Origin of the sequence: Nocardia sp. NPDC056564 (assembly GCF_042793755.1) — a bacterium.
Classification (GTDB): domain Bacteria; phylum Actinomycetota; class Actinomycetes; order Mycobacteriales; family Mycobacteriaceae; genus Nocardia.
In genome coordinates this window covers 15966-31368 of sequence record NZ_JBHTUR010000041.1, presented here as the reverse complement: position 1 = coordinate 31368, position 15403 = coordinate 15966, and the positions used below count along the sequence as shown (strand labels likewise).

Here is a 15403-nt window from a genome sequence, read left to right as displayed (position 1 = left end):
ATCAGAAGGCGTGCGGCGGTGCTCGTGGGATCGGCGGCTGGCGGCGAAACTTGCGCGGGCCGGCTTGCGGAGGCGCGCGCAGTTCCCACGGAGTCCGCCGAGTTGGGCGACTTGGGCTGATCCAGCAGACGATCCGGGTTCGCTTACGCCGGCGGCACGTTCACGAGCGGAACGTGCACAGCGGGATGTCTACTTCGTCGGGGGTGAGGGAGCCGTGGTGGCCGATCATGATCGATTGGATGGGTTCGGCGCCGCTGCGGATGATGCCGCGGTCGCCGCGGGCGGCGACGACCAGGTCGCCGATGCGGTCGGCGACGGGCGGGGTGACGGTGGGGCCGAACCAGCCACGCTCGATCACCTCCGTGCGGGGCAGGATGGCGAAGTCGTCGCCGAGGATCTCGCCCCAGGCGGCGGCGACATCGAGGGTGGCGCCGGGTTCGGTGTAGACGTGGCGCACCCGGGGTTCGCCGCCGAGTTGGCGGATGCCGTCGCGGAGTTCTGGGCGGTGGTCGTAGTCGATGCGTTCGGCGAGTTCGACCATGCCGTGGTCGGCGGTGACGAGCAGCGCGGCGCCGGGTGGCAGGCGTTCGGCGATCTCGGCGGCGATGCGGTCGACGTGGGCCAGCTCCAGCAACCAGGCGTCCGAGGACGGTCCGCGGGCGTGACCGGTGGTGTCGAGGTCGGCGTGGTAGGCGTAGACGAGGGAGCGGGGGCCGGCGCGCAGGGCGATGCCGATGCCGTCGATGAGGTCGCCGACGGAGAAGTTGGGGCGGAATTCGCAGCCGCGCAGGGCGGCGCGGGTGAGCCCGGATCCGTTCTGATAGCCGGGCGCGACCTGGGTGACGGTGATCCCGTGGGCGGCGGCGCGCTCGAATACCGTTGGGGTGGGCTGGAATTGCTCGGGAACCAGCGCGTGCAGCAGATCGACCTTCGGCCCTTCGCCGTGCAGGCTCCAGCGCAGCGTATTGACCAGACGATCCTGACCCGGCACGCGCACCAGATAGCCGACGATGCCGTGCTCACCGGGCGGAACGCCCACGCCGAGCGAGCTGAGGCTGGTCGCGGTGGTGCTCGGGAATCCGGCCGTGAGGGTGGCCGAGGTCAGGCCCGACAAGAACGGCGCCGCACCGGAGTTGGCGGCCAGCGCGTGCGCGCCGAGCCCGTCGATGAGCAGCACACAGACCCGCTCGGCGGTGATGCCCAGACCGAGCCGGTCCGTCTCGCCGGGCACCCCGAATCCGGCGAGCAGCGAGGGAAACACATCGGCCAGGGAACCCGTACCGTAACGGGGCGCGTCGAACACGAGGCTCAGGATGTCAAGTCCGGTGCGGCGCAAGCAAGTCCGTTACGCCTGCCCGGTCTCGAACCGGGCGACCTTGCCGTCGCGCACGGTGAACCGCCAGCTGGTGCGCATCGAACCCCAGCGGGAGTTGGTGTAGTCGGCGACCAACGCGGTGCCGCCGTCGTCGATGGACTCGACGTTCAGGTGCCCGTTGCTGCCGAAGACCTCCGAGTCGGTCCACTGCCCGACATTGCGTTCCACGCCGTCGTCGGACATGGTGGCGTCGTCGGTGAGCGCGGCGAAGAGCCGTTCCTGGTCGTTGGCGTTGAGCGCGTCGACGAATTCCTGCACCACGGGGTCTAGCTCAGTCATCTGGTTATTCCTTTCGGATCAGGTGGCAGAGCATGGGCGATAGTTCAGCAAATCCCTGGCGTCCACTGTAGGGCAGAACGCGGACCGGCGCCGGGATGGCTGTGCTGTTGCCGCGTGCCGCCTGCTGGTAAACAGGAGCCCGTGACCGCGCAGCGTGCATTCCGGTTCGGTGTCAACATGGTGACCCCGGACTCCAGGGACAACTGGATCGAAAAATGCCGCAGGGCCGAGGAACTGGGCTTCGACGTCATCGGGGTCGCCGACCATCTGGGCTGCCCGGCCCCGTTTCCGTCGATGATCCTGGCCGCGGCGGTCACCGAGCGGGTCCGATTGAACACCTTTGTGCTCAATGCCCCGTTCTACAATCCGGTGTTGCTGGCCCGCGACATCGCCGGGGCCGACCAGCTCACCGACGGGCGGGTGGAGATCGGGCTGGGCGCGGGGTACGTGCAGGCCGAATTCGAGGCCGCGGGCATCCCTTTCGAGAGCGGCGGCAAACGGGTCGAGCATCTGGAACGCACGGTGGCCACGTTGCGCACGCTGTTCTCCGATCCGGAGTATCAGCCGCGTCCGGCGCAGCCGTCCGGGCCGCCGCTGTTGATCGCGGGGTGGGGCAACCGGATCCTGCGGCTGGCCGCCGAACACGCCGACATCATCGGGTTTCCCGGCGCGTCGGCCACGGAGAACGGTGGGCCGCTGCATCTGGCCGGGGTCGGTGAGATGAGCGAGAAGGTGGACTACGTGCGCGACCTGCTCGGCCCCCGGGCCGGCAACGTCGAATTCAACATCCTGATCCAGCGCGTGGTGCCGCCGGAAGAACGCACCGCGGTGCTGGAGTTGTTCGGCCCCGCCCTGCCCGACGACGTCGCCGACACCCCCGAAGACCTGCCGACCCTGCTGATCGGCACCCCCGACGAGATCGCCGACCGGGTACGCGCACACCGAGACCGCTACGGCTTCACCTACATCACCGTGCTCGAACACTCCATGGAACAGTTCGCCCCGGTGATCGGACTCCTGCGCTGAGGTCGGCTGACGCCGCACCGCAGCTTCCCGATGCGTCGACGATCCTGCGATGCGGCGCCACGATTACGGCAACCCGGCGAGCCATTCAGGCCCGCCTGCCTGCGTGTGCCTCGACCGTCCCTCTAGACCACCCGTGGTCGGGTCGCGCCGCATGGTCGGGTCGCGCCGCATGGTCGGGTCGCGCCGCATGGTCGGGTCACGCCGCATGGTCGGGTCACGCCGCACGCCTTCTGATTTCCCGCACCGGGATTTGCATGCGATTTTCGGTGCGGGAGATCAGAGGGCGTGCGGCGGCGCTCAGCTGACCATCCGGCCGGTCGAGGTGGCAGCGAGAACGCACGGATCTGCTCGTGGCGAGTGCGCGCGTCGCCTGGAATCGGTCGACAACCTTTGCGCGGCAGACTAATCGCAGCGTGAAGGTGGCGCCGTCGGGCCGGTCAGGGCAGTGGGTCGATGATTACGCGGGCGTCGAGTTGGCGTAGTTTCTTCGGGCGCGCGGTGAGACACGGCCAGTCGCGGGTGATCGCCTCGTGGGTCGCTTGACTGGCGGGTAGGAGTGCTTCGGCGTTGGCGGTGCCGGCGAGGGTGGTGCCGAGGCGTTCGGCGGCGGCGCGATCCAGGATCGGGACGATGGTGTGCGGTAGTTCCAGCAATGCCTCGAGGATGTCGAGGCGGTCGGCGGGGATGTGGGCGCGGGCGACGCCGAGGACGGTGGCGGGCACGACGATCGTGTTGCCCGCGTTGACCGTTGCCCAGACCACGGCCTGGGCGTAGTTGGCTTGGTTGGCGAACCCGATGACGGCGGCGGTGTCGAACACGACACCGCCGAGGGCCGCGGTGATCACGCGGCGCCGGCGTGCGGTCCGCCTGCCTCTTCCTCGGATAACGGCGGCAAGTTCTGCGCGGCGCGCGCCCGGTTGATCAGGTCCAGCGGCGGACGGCCGCCGAGGACCTGTTCGAGCTTGGCCAGCGATTGCGTGCGATTGATACGCGCCTGCACGGCTTCGGCGACGAACGCGGACACCGAGTCGATCCGGCCGGTCCCGCGCCAGGCCTCCAGGGTCGCGAGCAGGTCTTCGGGCAGCGTGACGGTGACTTTCCGTGTTTTCTGCTCCCGCGACGGCATAGGAAGACTGTATCGCGGCTGCGTTTCGCCAGCGAGGGGTTGTTCGGGGTGGACGCGCTCGAGCGCGGGCTTACGCCAGAGCACCGAGCCGGTCCATCCCAGCGGCGTGGGGCAACGCCCCGTGAATCTGCGCCGCCGGTGGTGATGTAGGTGAATTCCTCCAGCGCACAAGCCAGCGGCCGCCCGACGGCAGTATTGCTCCCAGCGCAGGTCAGCGCCCCGATCGCATGTGATTTACGTCACATCACCGTGGGTATTTTGTCGGTGGCCGATGGCATGGTGTCCCTATGCCTTTCGCCGAATCCGCCGTTCCCGCCGATGTCATCCGAGTCCTCGGTGCCAGCGAGCACAACCTGCGTAACGTGTCGCTGGAGATCCCCAAGAACAAGATCACCGTGTTCACCGGGGTGTCCGGTTCGGGCAAGTCCTCGATCGTGTTCGACACGATCGCGGTGGAGTCGCAGCGGCAGCTCTACGCGACGTTCCCGGCGTTCATCCTGAACTTCCTGCCCCGCTACGAACGCCCGCACGCCGAGGCGATGGAGAACCTGACCGCGCCGGTGATCATCGATCAGCAGCCGGTCGGCGGCGGGCCACGCTCGACGGTCGGGACGATGACCGACATCTTCTCGATGGTGCGGGCGATGTTCGCCCGATTCGGTTCGCCCTCGGCCGGTTTCGTCTACAACTACTCGTTCAACGTGCCGCAGGGAATGTGCCCGGACTGCGACGGACTCGGCGTCTCGGTGCGCGCGGACCCGGATCGGCTGCTGGATCGGACCAAGTCGCTCAACGAGGGTGCGATCCTGTTGCCCGGGTACGGCGTCGGTGGCGGCGAGTGGCAGATGTACGGCAGTTCGGGGCGTTTCGATCCGGACAAGAAGATCGAGGACTACTCGCCGGTGGAGTTGCAGGATCTGCTCTACGGCGCCGGCGGCAAGGTCGAGCTGGCGTTCGCGAAGGGGACCTGGAAGGCGAACTACGAGGGCATCGCCGCGAAGTTCACCCGCACTCGGCTGCAACGCGACACCTCGGCGTTGAGCGAGAAGACGCGCGAGCAGATCCGTCAGTTCCTGACCGAGGGGATCTGCCCGACCTGTCACGGCGCCCGGTTGAACGCGCAGGCGCTGGCGACGAAGATCAACGACCGCAACATCGCCGACTGGGCGGGATTGCAGATCACGGACCTGCTGGCGGTGCTCGAGGAGATCACCGATCCGGCGGCGGCCGGGCTGGCCGCGGCGATCCGGACCTCGTTGCAGCGGGTGATCGACATCGGCCTCGGCTATCTGAGCCTGGATCGGCCGACCTCGACGTTGTCCGGTGGCGAGGGGCAGCGGTTGAAGATGATCAAGCATCTGTCGAGCACGTTGATCGGGATGACCTACATCTTCGACGAACCCAGCGTCGGGCTGCATCCGCGCGATGTGGGGCGGTTGAACGATCTGCTGAAGGCATTGCGGGACAAGGGGAACACGGTGCTGGTGGTCGAGCACGATCCCGATGTCATCCAGATCGCCGATCACATCGTCGATGTGGGGCCGCGGGCCGGGGCACACGGCGGGCAGGTGGTGTTCGAGGGCAGTTTCGCGCAACTGCGAGCCGCCGATACGCCGACCGGGGCCGGGTTGCGGCGGCAGTTCGCGGTGAAGGAGTCCTTCCGGACGGGCACGGGTGAGTTGCTGATCGAGCATGCGCGCGTGCACAACCTCAAGGATGTGAGCGTCGCGATTCCAACCGGGGTGCTGACCTCGATCACCGGGGTGGCGGGTTCGGGCAAGAGCAGCCTGATCCGGGATGTGTTCGTGGTCGAGCATCCGGAGGCGATCTTCGTCGACCAATCGGCCATCGGCGCGTCCTCGCGGTCCACGCCGGCGACGTATCTGGGGCTGATGGAGCCTATTCGGAAGCTGTTCGCCAAGGCGACCGGCGAGTCGGCGGGGTTGTTCAGTTTCAATTCCGCGGGTGCGTGCAAGCAGTGCGAGGGGCGCGGGGTGATCATCACCGAGATCGCCTACATGGACCCGGTGACCACCCACTGCGACGCCTGCGACGGGCGCCGCTTCTCCGATGACGTGCTCGCACTCACGTTGCGCGGCAAGTCGATCGCCGACGTGCTGGAGATGACCGCGGAGGAAGCGCTGGCGTTCTTCCCGGAGAAGGCACTCAATGCCAAGTTGCGCACGATGAACGAGGTCGGCCTGGACTACCTGAGTCTCGGCCAGGCGATGAGCACGTTGTCCGGTGGCGAACGTCAGCGGATCAAACTCGCCACCCAGCTGGGCAACACGGGTTCGGTCTACGTGCTCGACGAACCGACGACCGGCCTGCACATGTCCGACGTGGACACCCTGCTCGCCCTGCTCGACGGACTGGTCGAGCGCGGCAACACCGTGATCGTCATCGAACACAACCTCGACGTCGTCGCCCACTCCGACTGGGTGATCGACCTCGGCCCCGACGGCGGCAAGGCAGGCGGCGAAGTCGTATTCACCGGCACCCCCGCCGCCCTGCTCGACGACCCGGTCTCGCTCACCGGCGAGTACCTGCGGAAATACAAAGCGGCCTAGCGAGATCCCCAGCCGCCCGGCGCGAGCCCACCTCGACGATGGCCCGCGCCCGGCGGTGACACTCGAATCGCGTTGCAGCAGGCCACCGGATGAACTCGCCCTTGGGCAAGCTACCGAAACCCTGGACCGCGCGGCGGCGGCAACCCGCCGGAACCTCGGATCACGCGCCGGCGGAATCGAGTCGCGTACCGGCAAACCACCGACGGCGGATTCGCGTCGCGGCTGCGGTCACCGATCGAGTTGGACGGTGGCGCTCCGGAGTATCGCGTCCAGTTCTTCCCGGATCACGGAGGGCGGGCTCGGCTGCACCTGCTGTTGCACAACCGTGCCCAGCAGCCACGACAACACGCTGCGCGCCGCCGCCGCGGAATCCGCGACGGGGAGTTGGGCGATGACGTCGTTCAGCACCGCGTGCATGTCGGCGAGGGTGGCGCCGACGGCTCCGGCGGCGCTCCGGCGGCCACTGTCGATCCAGTACTCGAACCACAGGAAGGCCGCGTTGGGCTGCTCGGCGAACGTCCTCAGGTAGGTGTCCACCACGGCCCAGACCTGCTCGGCCGGATCGGTTTCGGCGTCGACGGCGCGACGCAGCTCGGCCACCATAGCGGCGACATGTTCACGCATGGCGAGATCCACGATCTGATGAATATCGTCGAAGTAATAGTGCACCGCGCTCTTGCTGAGCGGGCTCGCCTGCGCGACCGACCGCGCGGTGCACGCGGCCAATCCGTCGCGCGCGAGAACCTGTTTGGCCGCGTCGATGATCTGCTCGCGCTTGCCGCGCCGGTTCGCCTCGATCACCGGTCTCGTCGCTGTCATGCGACCCAATCTACCCATCCCGTTGCCAAGTTGGGACACTCGACCTAAAGTCAGGACGCATGTCCCAAGTTTTTGTTTTCCACGATGTCCGAACCACCGACCTCGCCGCGTCGCGTCGCTTCTACGCCGAAATGTTCGGCTGGCCGATCACCGAGTCCTCCGCCGGCACGATGTTCGGCGACGGCGATGGCCCCTGGGGTGGATTCACCCCGCTCGCCGACGGCGATTCGCGCCGCCCGCAATGGATTCCGTATGTTCCGGTGCCCGATGTGGATGCCGCCGCCCGGCAGGCGGTGGCGCTCGGCGGCCGAATCGTCAAGCCCCGCATCGACCTTCCGCCGGGGTCGGTGGTCGTGATCGACGAGCCCGGCGGAGCGACGCTGGCGCTGTGGCAGGCGGCACAGCAATAGCGGCCTGCTGAACTCGATCTCGCCGTAGGGCGGCGTAGATCCGGTTCCCCGGGAGCGGGTCGGTAGAGCTTGCCTTTGTCGATGCGCTCGATCCGCGCCAGCAGATCGAGCCCCGGGGAGCTTGGTCACGCCGAATCCGATGTGCAGTGGCCGCGAGTGTCGTCGTAGGAGGATTCCTCGTCCATGTCCGTGCCGCGTCCTCGACCATGACATGCCCCTCCGAGGCCGATCGGTTGAGCGGTCGGGGTGGATGACCACCGACCCGTTTTTCTCCACGTTCCGTTGGATGAGCACGCCGCGACGCCCGTAGCCCGCGCGCATTCCTTGATCAACTGGTTGGCGACCAGCCCCTCCGCGCTGGCGTCGCTCCGATGCACCGTGGAATTCCGGCTTGATCTCCCGGCACCGACAGATCGATCCCATGGCGCAATCACCGCGACATCCCGCACCTGTTCGCGCGGTGATCAGGCGAGGAGTGGGTATCTCGCAGCCAGGGGTTGCCTCCTGAGTAACTAGGAGTACGCTCAGAAATGAGTCCACTCATTATTGGGAGGTGCTGGAGATGGTGACCACGCCCGAGCCGGTGCATGCCGGCCGCCGGTTGCGCAATATGCGGGACAAGCAGGCTCGGATCTTCGAGGCCGCGGCGGCGTTGTTCGCCGAGCGCGGGTTCGACAGCGTGACCACTCAGCAGATCTCCGATCGCGCGGATGTGGCGGCCGGGACGTTGTTCCGGTACGCCTCGTCCAAGGGCGAGCTGCTGCTGATGGTCTACAACGAGGAATTCCGCACCGCCCTCGAACAGGGCGAACGGGATTCCCGCTCGGAAGACGATCCGGCGCGGGCGGTGCTGGCCATGGTGGCCCCGGTCGTCGAGGCGGCGGCCGGCCGCGTCGAGAACACGGTGGCCTATCAGCGCGAGCTGCTGTTCGGCGCACCGACCGAGCAGTACCGCGCCGAGGGGCTCGCCCTGGTCGCGCGGCTGGAGTCGATGATCGCCGAACGGCTCACCGCGGCGGTCTCGGCCGGCGAAGCGGAGCGGGAGGATCTATTCGCCCGTGCATTGCTGACCGGCCGCAGCGTATTCGCTGTGCTGCATCTCATCCTCGCCCAACCAGCCACGGGCGCGCATCCCGGCCGCGACGCGGCCGATGACCTGCGCGCTCAGATCGCCCAGATCGTCGCGGGTTTCTTCGCCTCGATCCAGTGATGTGGACGCCGAGGGGCGAACCTCGCCTCCGGCAGGAAGGAAATCATCATGACCATCCGCAAGGTGACCGTCCTCGGCACCGGTGTGCTCGGTTCGCAGATCGCATTCCAGACCGCGTTCCACGGTTTCGAGGTCACCGCCTACGACATCGATGACGACGCGGTGCAGGCCGCGCACGATCGTTTCACCAAGCTGGCCGGGATCTACCGCGACGAGGTCGAGGGCGCCGGTGACGGCGCGGCCGAGAAGGCCGCCGACTCGATCGTGGCGACGTCGGATCTGGCCGCGGCGGTCGAGGACGCCGATCTGATCATCGAGGCGGTGCCGGAGGTGCTGAAGATCAAGCAGGAGACCTACCGGAAGCTGGCCGAGCTGGCCCCGCAGCGCACCATCTTCGCCACCAACTCCTCGACCCTGCTGCCGAGCGACCTGAAGGATTCCACCGGCCGCCCCGATCGTTTCCTGGCCCTGCATTTCGCCAACGACGTGTGGCGCTACAACACCGCCGAGGTGATGGGCACCAAGGACACCGACCCGGAGGTCTTCCACGCGGTCGCCGAGTTCGCCGCCGCGATCGGCATGGTCCCGATCGAATTGCACAAGGAGAAGGCCGGTTACGTGGTCAACTCGCTGCTGGTGCCGCTGCTGAACGCGGCGATGGGGCTGAGCGCGGGCGGGTACGCCGACCCGGAGTCGGTGGACAAGACCTGGCGCATCGCCACCGGCGCGCCGTTCGGGCCGTTCCAGATGATCGACGTGATCGGGCTCAACACCCCCTACAACATCCTGGTCAACGGTGACGCGGAGGGCAAGAAGCTGGCCGCGTGGCTCAAGGACAACTACATCGACCAGGGCAAGCTCGGCGTGTCCAGCGGTGAAGGTTTCTACAAGTACTCGTAACCGCAAGCGCGGCAAGGCCTTCCGAACCAGCACCAGGAGAGGAGTCACATGTATTACAGCAGCGGCAACTACGAGGCCTTCGCCCGGCCACGCAAACCGGAGGGCGTGGAGGACAAGACGGCGTGGTTCGTCGGGGCGGGGCTGGCCTCGATGTCGGGGGCGGCGTTCCTGATCCGCGACGGCCAGATGCCCGGTGATCGGATCACCGTGTTCGAACGGTTGAAGCTGCCCGGCGGCGCGCTCGACGGCATCAAGGAACCGAAGAAGGGATTCGTGATCCGCGGCGGGCGCGAGATGGAGAACCATTTCGAATGCCTCTGGGATCTGTTCCGCTCGGTGCCCTCGATCGAGATCGACGACGCGAGCGTGCTCGACGAGTTCTATTGGCTGAACAAGGACGACCCGAATTTCTCCTTGCAGCGCGCCACCGAGAAACGCGGTCAGGACGCGCACACCGACGGGCTGTTCACGCTGAGCAACAAGGCGCAGAAGGACATGGTCAAGGTGTTCCTCGCCGCGCCGGAGGAGATGGAGAACAAGCGCATCGACGAGGTCTTCGGCGAGGACTTCTTGCAGAGCAATTTCTGGATGTACTGGCGCACGATGTTCGCGTTCGAGGAATGGCACAGCGCGCTGGAGATGAAGCTGTATCTGCATCGCTTCATCCATCACATCGGCGGGCTGCCGGACTTCTCGGCGCTGAAGTTCACCAAGTACAACCAGTACGAGTCGCTGGTGCTGCCGCTGTATCGGTGGCTGCTCGATCAGGGGGTGAGTTTCCGGTTCGATACCGAGATCACCGATATCGATTTCGACCTCACCGGTGACCGCAAGCAGGCCACCAGGATTCACTATGTTTCCGAAGGCAGCGCGGGCGCCGTGGAGCTGGGTGCGAACGATCTGGTGTTCACCACGATCGGTTCGCTGACGGAGAACTCCGACGACGGCGATCACCACACCCCGGCGAAACTGCTCGACGGCCCGGCCCCGGCATGGGATCTGTGGCGGCGGATCGCGGCCAAGGACCCGGCATTCGGGCATCCCGACGTGTTCGGCGGGCACATCGAGCAGACGAAATGGGAATCGGCGACCGTCACCACCCTCGACGAGAAGATCCCCGGCTATATCCAGAAGATCTGTAAGCGGGATCCGTTCAGCGGCAAGGTCGTCACCGGCGGCATCGTGACCGTGCGGGATTCGAGCTGGCTGATGAGCTGGACGGTAAACCGGCAGCCGCATTTCAAGCAGCAGCCCAAGGACCAGATCGTGGTCTGGATCTACTCGCTGTTCGTCGACGTGCCCGGCGATTACGTGCGCAAACCGATGAGCGAATGCACCGGCGAGGAGATCACCCAGGAGTGGCTGTATCACCTGGGTGTGCCGGAGGCGGAGATCGCCGAGCTGGCCGCGAATTCGGCCAAGTGCGTGCCGGTGATGATGCCGTACGTGACGGCGTTCTTCATGCCGCGCAAGGCCGGCGATCGCCCGAATGTGGTGCCGGAGGGTGCGGTGAACTTCGCGTTCATCGGCCAGTTCGCCGAGTCGACCCGCGACTGCATCTTCACCACCGAGTACTCGGTGCGCACGGCGATGGAGGCGAGCTATCAGCTGCTCGGTATCGAGCGCGGCGTGCCGGAGGTCTACAACTCCACCTTCGACGTGCGCAAACTGCTGGCCGCGACCAGCCGGCTACGCGACGGGGACGAGGTGCGTATCCCCGGGCCGGAGATCGTGCGCAAGAAACTGATGAAGAAGCTGGAGTCGACCGAGATCGGGGTCATGCTCGAGGAGTACGGACTGGTCGGGAACACGAAGTAGCACTGTCGTAGCAGGCTCGGCTCCGTTGGGGCCGAGCCTGTTTCGTTGCGCGCGCAGCGGCCCATGACTCCGGAAGCAGTAGGGTGCAGACGTTGTGTCGTGCATCGCAGGAGGAACCAGGCATGAATATCGTCCCGCCGTCGACCGCCGCGCAGTGGCACGGATTCCTGCGCAGCTACAGCGCCGAGTTCCCGGACTCGGAGTTCATGCGCGACATGGCCGAGGACGGCCGCGCGGACCAATTCCTCAGCGCGGCCCAGCGCAGCGCCGGGTGGCTCGGCTACGAACCGGCGAGTGAGGACGAGATCCTGGCCGCCGAGCGGCGGCTCGGCGTCGTGCTCCCGCCGACCTACCGGAACTTCCTGGCGACCAGCAACGGCTGGAATACGATCTCCTACGCCGTCGACCTGCTCACCGCGGACGAGATCGACTGGTTTCCCGCCCTGGAATCCGAACTCATGGCGGTGTGGTCGGATTCGAGCCTCGAAGAGCTCTTCCCCCTGCTCGAGCGGTGCCTGCTGGTGTCGAACGACGACGGCGGCAGCGGTCAGTACCTGCTGTTGCACGCCGCCGACGTCGCGGCCGACGGAGAGTGGGCCGCGTACGAGTGGTGGCCGGGCGACGGCGACGACCCCGAACGCTACGACAACTTCGCCGTCTTGATCGCAAGTTTGTGGAAGAGTGCCGTCGAGCCCGACCAATAGGTCAGCGACCGTCGGCAGATCACGTGCCGAGGAGCAGGTGCCAACTCGTGGCTCAACGGGACACCACGGTGGACCTTCTCGCACTTCGCCGCCACCATGTCCCGGTGGCTGATCATCGAGTCGCCGACCGGGATATCACGGTGGTGCTGCGCGCATTTCGCCGCGGTGATGTCCCGGTCAGCGGGCGCCGCCGTTGACGTAGAGGGTTTGGCCGCTGACGTAGGAGGCTTCGTCGCTGGCGAGGAAGGCGATGACGGCGGCGACCTCGTCGGGTTGCCCGACGCGGCCGAGGGGGGTGCGTTCGGCGACGGAGTGTTGCAGGTCCGCAGGGGACATGCCGACGCGTTCGGCGGTGGCGTCGGTCATGGCGGTGGCGATGTAGCCGGGGGCGACGGCGTTGACGTTGATGTTGTATTGGCCGAGCTCGATGGCGAGAGTGGCGGTCAGGCCCTGGATGCCCGCCTTGGCGGCGGCGTAGTTGGCTTGGCCGCGGTTACCCAGGGCCGAGCGGCTGGACAGGGAGACGATCTTGCCGTAGCGCTGGGCGACCATGTACTTCTGCGCGGCCTGCGAGCAGTGATAGACGCCGGTCAGGTTGACCGACAGCACGGCGTTCCAGTCCTCGTCGGAGAGTTTGAAGAACAGGTTGTCGCGGGTGATGCCGGCGTTGTTCACCAGGATCTGCGGGTCGCCGAGCTCGGCGGCGATCTGCTCGAAGACCGACTGCACGGAGTCACGGTCGGTGACGTCGCAGACGTAGCCGCGCGCGGTGCCGCCGGCGCGGCTGATCTGTTCGAGGGTGGCGTCGGGGGTATTGCGGTCGAACACCGCGACGCGGGCTCCCTCGACCGCGAACTTCAGTGCGGTGGCCGCGCCGATGCCCTGCGCCGCGCCGGTTACCACGGCAACCTTGTCGGTGAAACGGTCCATGGGTTCGTTCTCCTCTCAGCGCGCGCGGCGGGCGCGACCGGCTGGTGTGCAGGCTAGCGACGCGGAAACGCACGGTGCAAGTCCGCGAGGTCGAAAGTGGTTCGACGCGGGGAGGATTCGGGTCAGCCCGCGTCGGCGACCGGTCCGAGTTCGGTGGCGAGCCACTGCGGGAACTCGGTCAGGTCGGCCAGGATCACGTCGGCACCCGCGGCCCGCAACTCCCCGGCGTCACACGGCCCGGTGGTGACCCCGACCGCCACGACACCCGCCGCTCGCGCGCCACGCATGTCACCGACATGATCGCCGACGTAGATGCTCGCCCGCTCCTGCGTCAGCACGCCGGCTTTGTCCGCGGACCACAGATCACCGGCGAGACGGTCTATCCGCCAACCGAGTTCATCGATGTGCAACCGCGCGAGCGGCTCGTGCTTGCCGGTGATCACGAGCACCCGCCCGCCGCGTTCCTCGATCGCGGCCAGCGCGGCCTGCGCGCCCGGCATCGCGGGAATGCTCGACACGATGCCCGGATACAGTTGCCGGTACCGGATGACCATCGCCGGCACCAGTTCCTCGGGCGCACCCGCCTCGGCCAGCATCGTGGCCAGCGGCGGCCCCAGCCGTGCGGCGAAATCCGCGCCGCGCACCGGCACCTCGAACTCCGCGGCGAGCTGGTCGATGGCCCGGCTGACGCCCGGTCGCGAGTCGATCAGCGTCATATCCAGGTCGAAACCCACCGTCCACGTCACCACCCGACCCTAGCGGCCGGCCCGGCCCGGCGCGTGCTCGGTTCAGTCGTGCTGGGCGAGCTCGGACTGGGCGTCGAGGACCGCGTCGCCGTGCGCCCTGGCCCACTCGGTGAGTGCGTGGATCGGATCGATCAGCGTCGCGCCCAACGCGGTGAGCTCGTACTCGACCCGCGGCGGCACCTCGGCGTAGGCCTGCCGGCGGACGAGCCCGTGCGATTCGAGCCGGCGAAGCGTCTGGGTGAGCACCTTGCGGGAGATGCCGCCGATCAGCTCGACCAGCTCGCCGTGGCGCACCGGCCCCTTGCTGAGGCCGGCCAGCACTACCACCGTCCACTTGTCGGCGATCAGCTCGACCGCCAGCCGGGCCGGGCAGTCGGCGAGGAAGAAATCGCCGGTAACGAAACCGCTCATCCCGCCTAAGGTACCTATCGGTTCCTGTCGGATACCTAGCGTCGGTGTCATGCGAGTCATCACCCAGTACGAACTCGGCGGTCCCGAAGTCCTCACCATCGTGGACACGCCTGAGCCGCAACCCCTTCCGACCGAAGTCCTGGTCCGCGTCGCGGCGATCGGGCTCAATCCCTTGGAGGCGCGGCTGCGCGCCGGCGAATTCCCGTTGCTCGGCCGGCCGCCGTTCATCCTCGGCTGGGACATCAGCGGCGTAGTCGACCACGCGCCGCAAACCTGGCGGTTCCGGCCCGGCGACGAAGTGTTCGGCATGCCGCTGTTCCCCCGGGCGGCCAACGCGTATGCCGAGGTCGTGTCGGCGCCTGCCCTGCATCTGGCGCGCAAACCGGCCGCGCTCTCGCATATCGAAGCGGCGGCGTTGCCGATCGTCGGGCTGACGGCATGGCAGGGCCTGGTCGACCTCGCCGGCGTGACCGAGGGAGATCGGGTGCTGATCCACGGCGGAGGCGGCGGGGTCGGCCACGTGGCGATCCAGATCGCGAAAGCGCTGGGCGCGCACGTGATCGCGACCGCAGGCCGGAGTAAGCGGGAGTTCGTCGAGGGGTTCGGCGCCGATGCGGTGATCGACTACACGACGGTGGACTTCACCGAGGTGGTCCGCGATATCGATGTCGTACTCGACACCATCGGAGGCGACACCGTGGAGCGGTCGCTCGGGGTGCTCCGTCCGGGCGGGCATCTGGTTACCGCGGTCGCCGAGCAGGATTCGGCGCTCGCCGCCCGGTTCGCGGCGGCCGGTATGCGGTTCAGTGGTGTCGCGGTCGACCCGGATCCGATGGGGCTCGATGGGCTGGTCGGACTGGTCGAGCAGGGCAAGCTTCGGGTTCACGTGCAGGAGACGTTCCCGTTCGATCGCGTCGCCGACGCGCATCGGCTGCTCGATGGTGGGCACCTGTGGGGCAAGATCGTGCTGACCGTCTGAGCGCGTGCGGGCGCGATCGAGGGTGTAAGTGGTTGGCGGGCAGCGGGCTTCGGTGGGGCGAGGACCGGGAAGCTGGCCTAGGGTCGAGGGAAGGATCGCA

Annotated in this window: 16 protein-coding genes; 8 read left to right on the top strand and 8 right to left on the bottom strand. The window is 67.3% G+C overall.

From position 1 onward, the window contains the following. Positions 1 to 160: 160 nt before the first annotated feature. The gene (locus ACFQ9K_RS45070) at positions 161 to 1303 is read right to left on the bottom strand and encodes an alkaline phosphatase family protein (RefSeq protein ID WP_378727155.1); all 1143 of its coding nucleotides are present in this window, start codon (positions 1301 to 1303) and stop codon (positions 161 to 163) included. 42 nt (positions 1304 to 1345) lie between these two features. Beyond that, positions 1346 to 1654: a nuclear transport factor 2 family protein gene (locus tag ACFQ9K_RS45065; protein ID WP_378727157.1), complete on the bottom strand. Its 309-nt coding sequence runs from the start codon at positions 1652 to 1654 to the stop codon at positions 1346 to 1348. Between the two features lie 141 nt (positions 1655 to 1795). Here ACFQ9K_RS45065 and ACFQ9K_RS45060 point away from each other — a divergent pair, with 141 nt between their 5' ends. Beyond that, on the top strand, positions 1796 to 2680 hold the full coding sequence (locus ACFQ9K_RS45060; RefSeq protein ID WP_378727159.1) for an LLM class F420-dependent oxidoreductase: 885 nt from the start codon (positions 1796 to 1798) through the stop codon (positions 2678 to 2680). Positions 2681 to 3117: 437 nt separating this feature from the next. On the opposite strand, the gene ACFQ9K_RS45055 is transcribed toward ACFQ9K_RS45060, so the two are convergent. Both ACFQ9K_RS45055 and ACFQ9K_RS45050 read right to left on the bottom strand, forming a co-directional pair. Further along, on the bottom strand, positions 3118 to 3525 hold the full coding sequence (locus ACFQ9K_RS45055; protein ID WP_378721757.1) for a hypothetical protein: 408 nt from the start codon (positions 3523 to 3525) through the stop codon (positions 3118 to 3120). After that, positions 3522 to 3806 (bottom strand): ribbon-helix-helix domain-containing protein, encoded by a 285-nt coding sequence (locus ACFQ9K_RS45050; protein WP_378721758.1) that lies wholly within the window; start codon positions 3804 to 3806, stop codon positions 3522 to 3524. The genes ACFQ9K_RS45055 and ACFQ9K_RS45050 overlap by 4 nt, the downstream gene beginning before the upstream one ends. Before the next feature lie 287 nt (positions 3807 to 4093). On the opposite strand from ACFQ9K_RS45050, the gene ACFQ9K_RS45045 reads away from it, so the two are divergent. Next, positions 4094 to 6376, top strand: coding sequence for an ATP-binding cassette domain-containing protein (locus ACFQ9K_RS45045; protein ID WP_378721759.1), 2283 nt, complete (start codon positions 4094 to 4096; stop codon positions 6374 to 6376). A 228-nt stretch (positions 6377 to 6604) separates the two neighbouring features. Here ACFQ9K_RS45045 and ACFQ9K_RS45040 read toward each other — a convergent pair whose 3' ends face one another. Continuing rightward, a complete protein-coding gene (locus tag ACFQ9K_RS45040) occupies positions 6605 to 7195 on the bottom strand; it encodes a TetR/AcrR family transcriptional regulator (RefSeq protein ID WP_378721760.1) in 591 nt (196 codons plus the stop codon). A 59-nt stretch (positions 7196 to 7254) separates the two neighbouring features. Between ACFQ9K_RS45040 and ACFQ9K_RS45035 the strand changes: the two genes are divergently transcribed. The 5 genes from ACFQ9K_RS45035 to ACFQ9K_RS45015 all read left to right on the top strand — a co-directional run bounded on the left by ACFQ9K_RS45035 (position 7255) and on the right by ACFQ9K_RS45015 (position 12237). Then, entirely contained in the window at positions 7255 to 7605 is a 351-nt protein-coding gene (locus tag ACFQ9K_RS45035) for a VOC family protein (RefSeq protein ID WP_378721761.1), read from the top strand. Between the two features lie 562 nt (positions 7606 to 8167). Then, positions 8168 to 8815 (top strand): TetR/AcrR family transcriptional regulator, encoded by a 648-nt coding sequence (locus ACFQ9K_RS45030; RefSeq protein WP_378721762.1) that lies wholly within the window; start codon positions 8168 to 8170, stop codon positions 8813 to 8815. 48 nt (positions 8816 to 8863) lie between these two features. Further along, a complete protein-coding gene (locus ACFQ9K_RS45025; RefSeq protein WP_378721763.1) occupies positions 8864 to 9715 on the top strand; it encodes a 3-hydroxyacyl-CoA dehydrogenase in 852 nt (283 codons plus the stop codon). A 48-nt stretch (positions 9716 to 9763) separates the two neighbouring features. After that, a complete protein-coding gene (locus ACFQ9K_RS45020; RefSeq protein WP_378721764.1) occupies positions 9764 to 11533 on the top strand; it encodes an oleate hydratase in 1770 nt (589 codons plus the stop codon). 122 nt (positions 11534 to 11655) lie between these two features. Beyond that, complete coding sequence (locus ACFQ9K_RS45015) at positions 11656 to 12237, top strand: SMI1/KNR4 family protein (protein ID WP_378721765.1); 582 nt, start codon at positions 11656 to 11658, stop codon at positions 12235 to 12237. A gap of 177 nt (positions 12238 to 12414) precedes the next feature. Here the strand turns inward: ACFQ9K_RS45015 and fabG are convergent, their stop codons facing one another. From fabG to ACFQ9K_RS45000, 3 genes are all read right to left on the bottom strand, one after another. Beyond that, positions 12415 to 13167 carry a 3-oxoacyl-ACP reductase FabG gene (gene fabG, locus ACFQ9K_RS45010; RefSeq protein WP_378721766.1) on the bottom strand — a complete coding sequence of 251 codons (753 nt, stop codon included), beginning with the start codon at positions 13165 to 13167 and terminating at the stop codon, positions 12415 to 12417. Between the two features lie 122 nt (positions 13168 to 13289). After that, positions 13290 to 13913: an HAD family hydrolase gene (locus ACFQ9K_RS45005; RefSeq protein ID WP_378721767.1), complete on the bottom strand. Its 624-nt coding sequence runs from the start codon at positions 13911 to 13913 to the stop codon at positions 13290 to 13292. Between the two features lie 42 nt (positions 13914 to 13955). Further along, entirely contained in the window at positions 13956 to 14324 is a 369-nt protein-coding gene (locus ACFQ9K_RS45000) for a winged helix-turn-helix transcriptional regulator (protein ID WP_378721768.1), read from the bottom strand. Positions 14325 to 14373: 49 nt separating this feature from the next. Between ACFQ9K_RS45000 and ACFQ9K_RS44995 the strand changes: the two genes are divergently transcribed. Then, the gene (locus tag ACFQ9K_RS44995; RefSeq protein ID WP_378721769.1) at positions 14374 to 15303 is read left to right on the top strand and encodes an NADP-dependent oxidoreductase; all 930 of its coding nucleotides are present in this window, start codon (positions 14374 to 14376) and stop codon (positions 15301 to 15303) included. Positions 15304 to 15403: the final 100 nt, after the last annotated feature.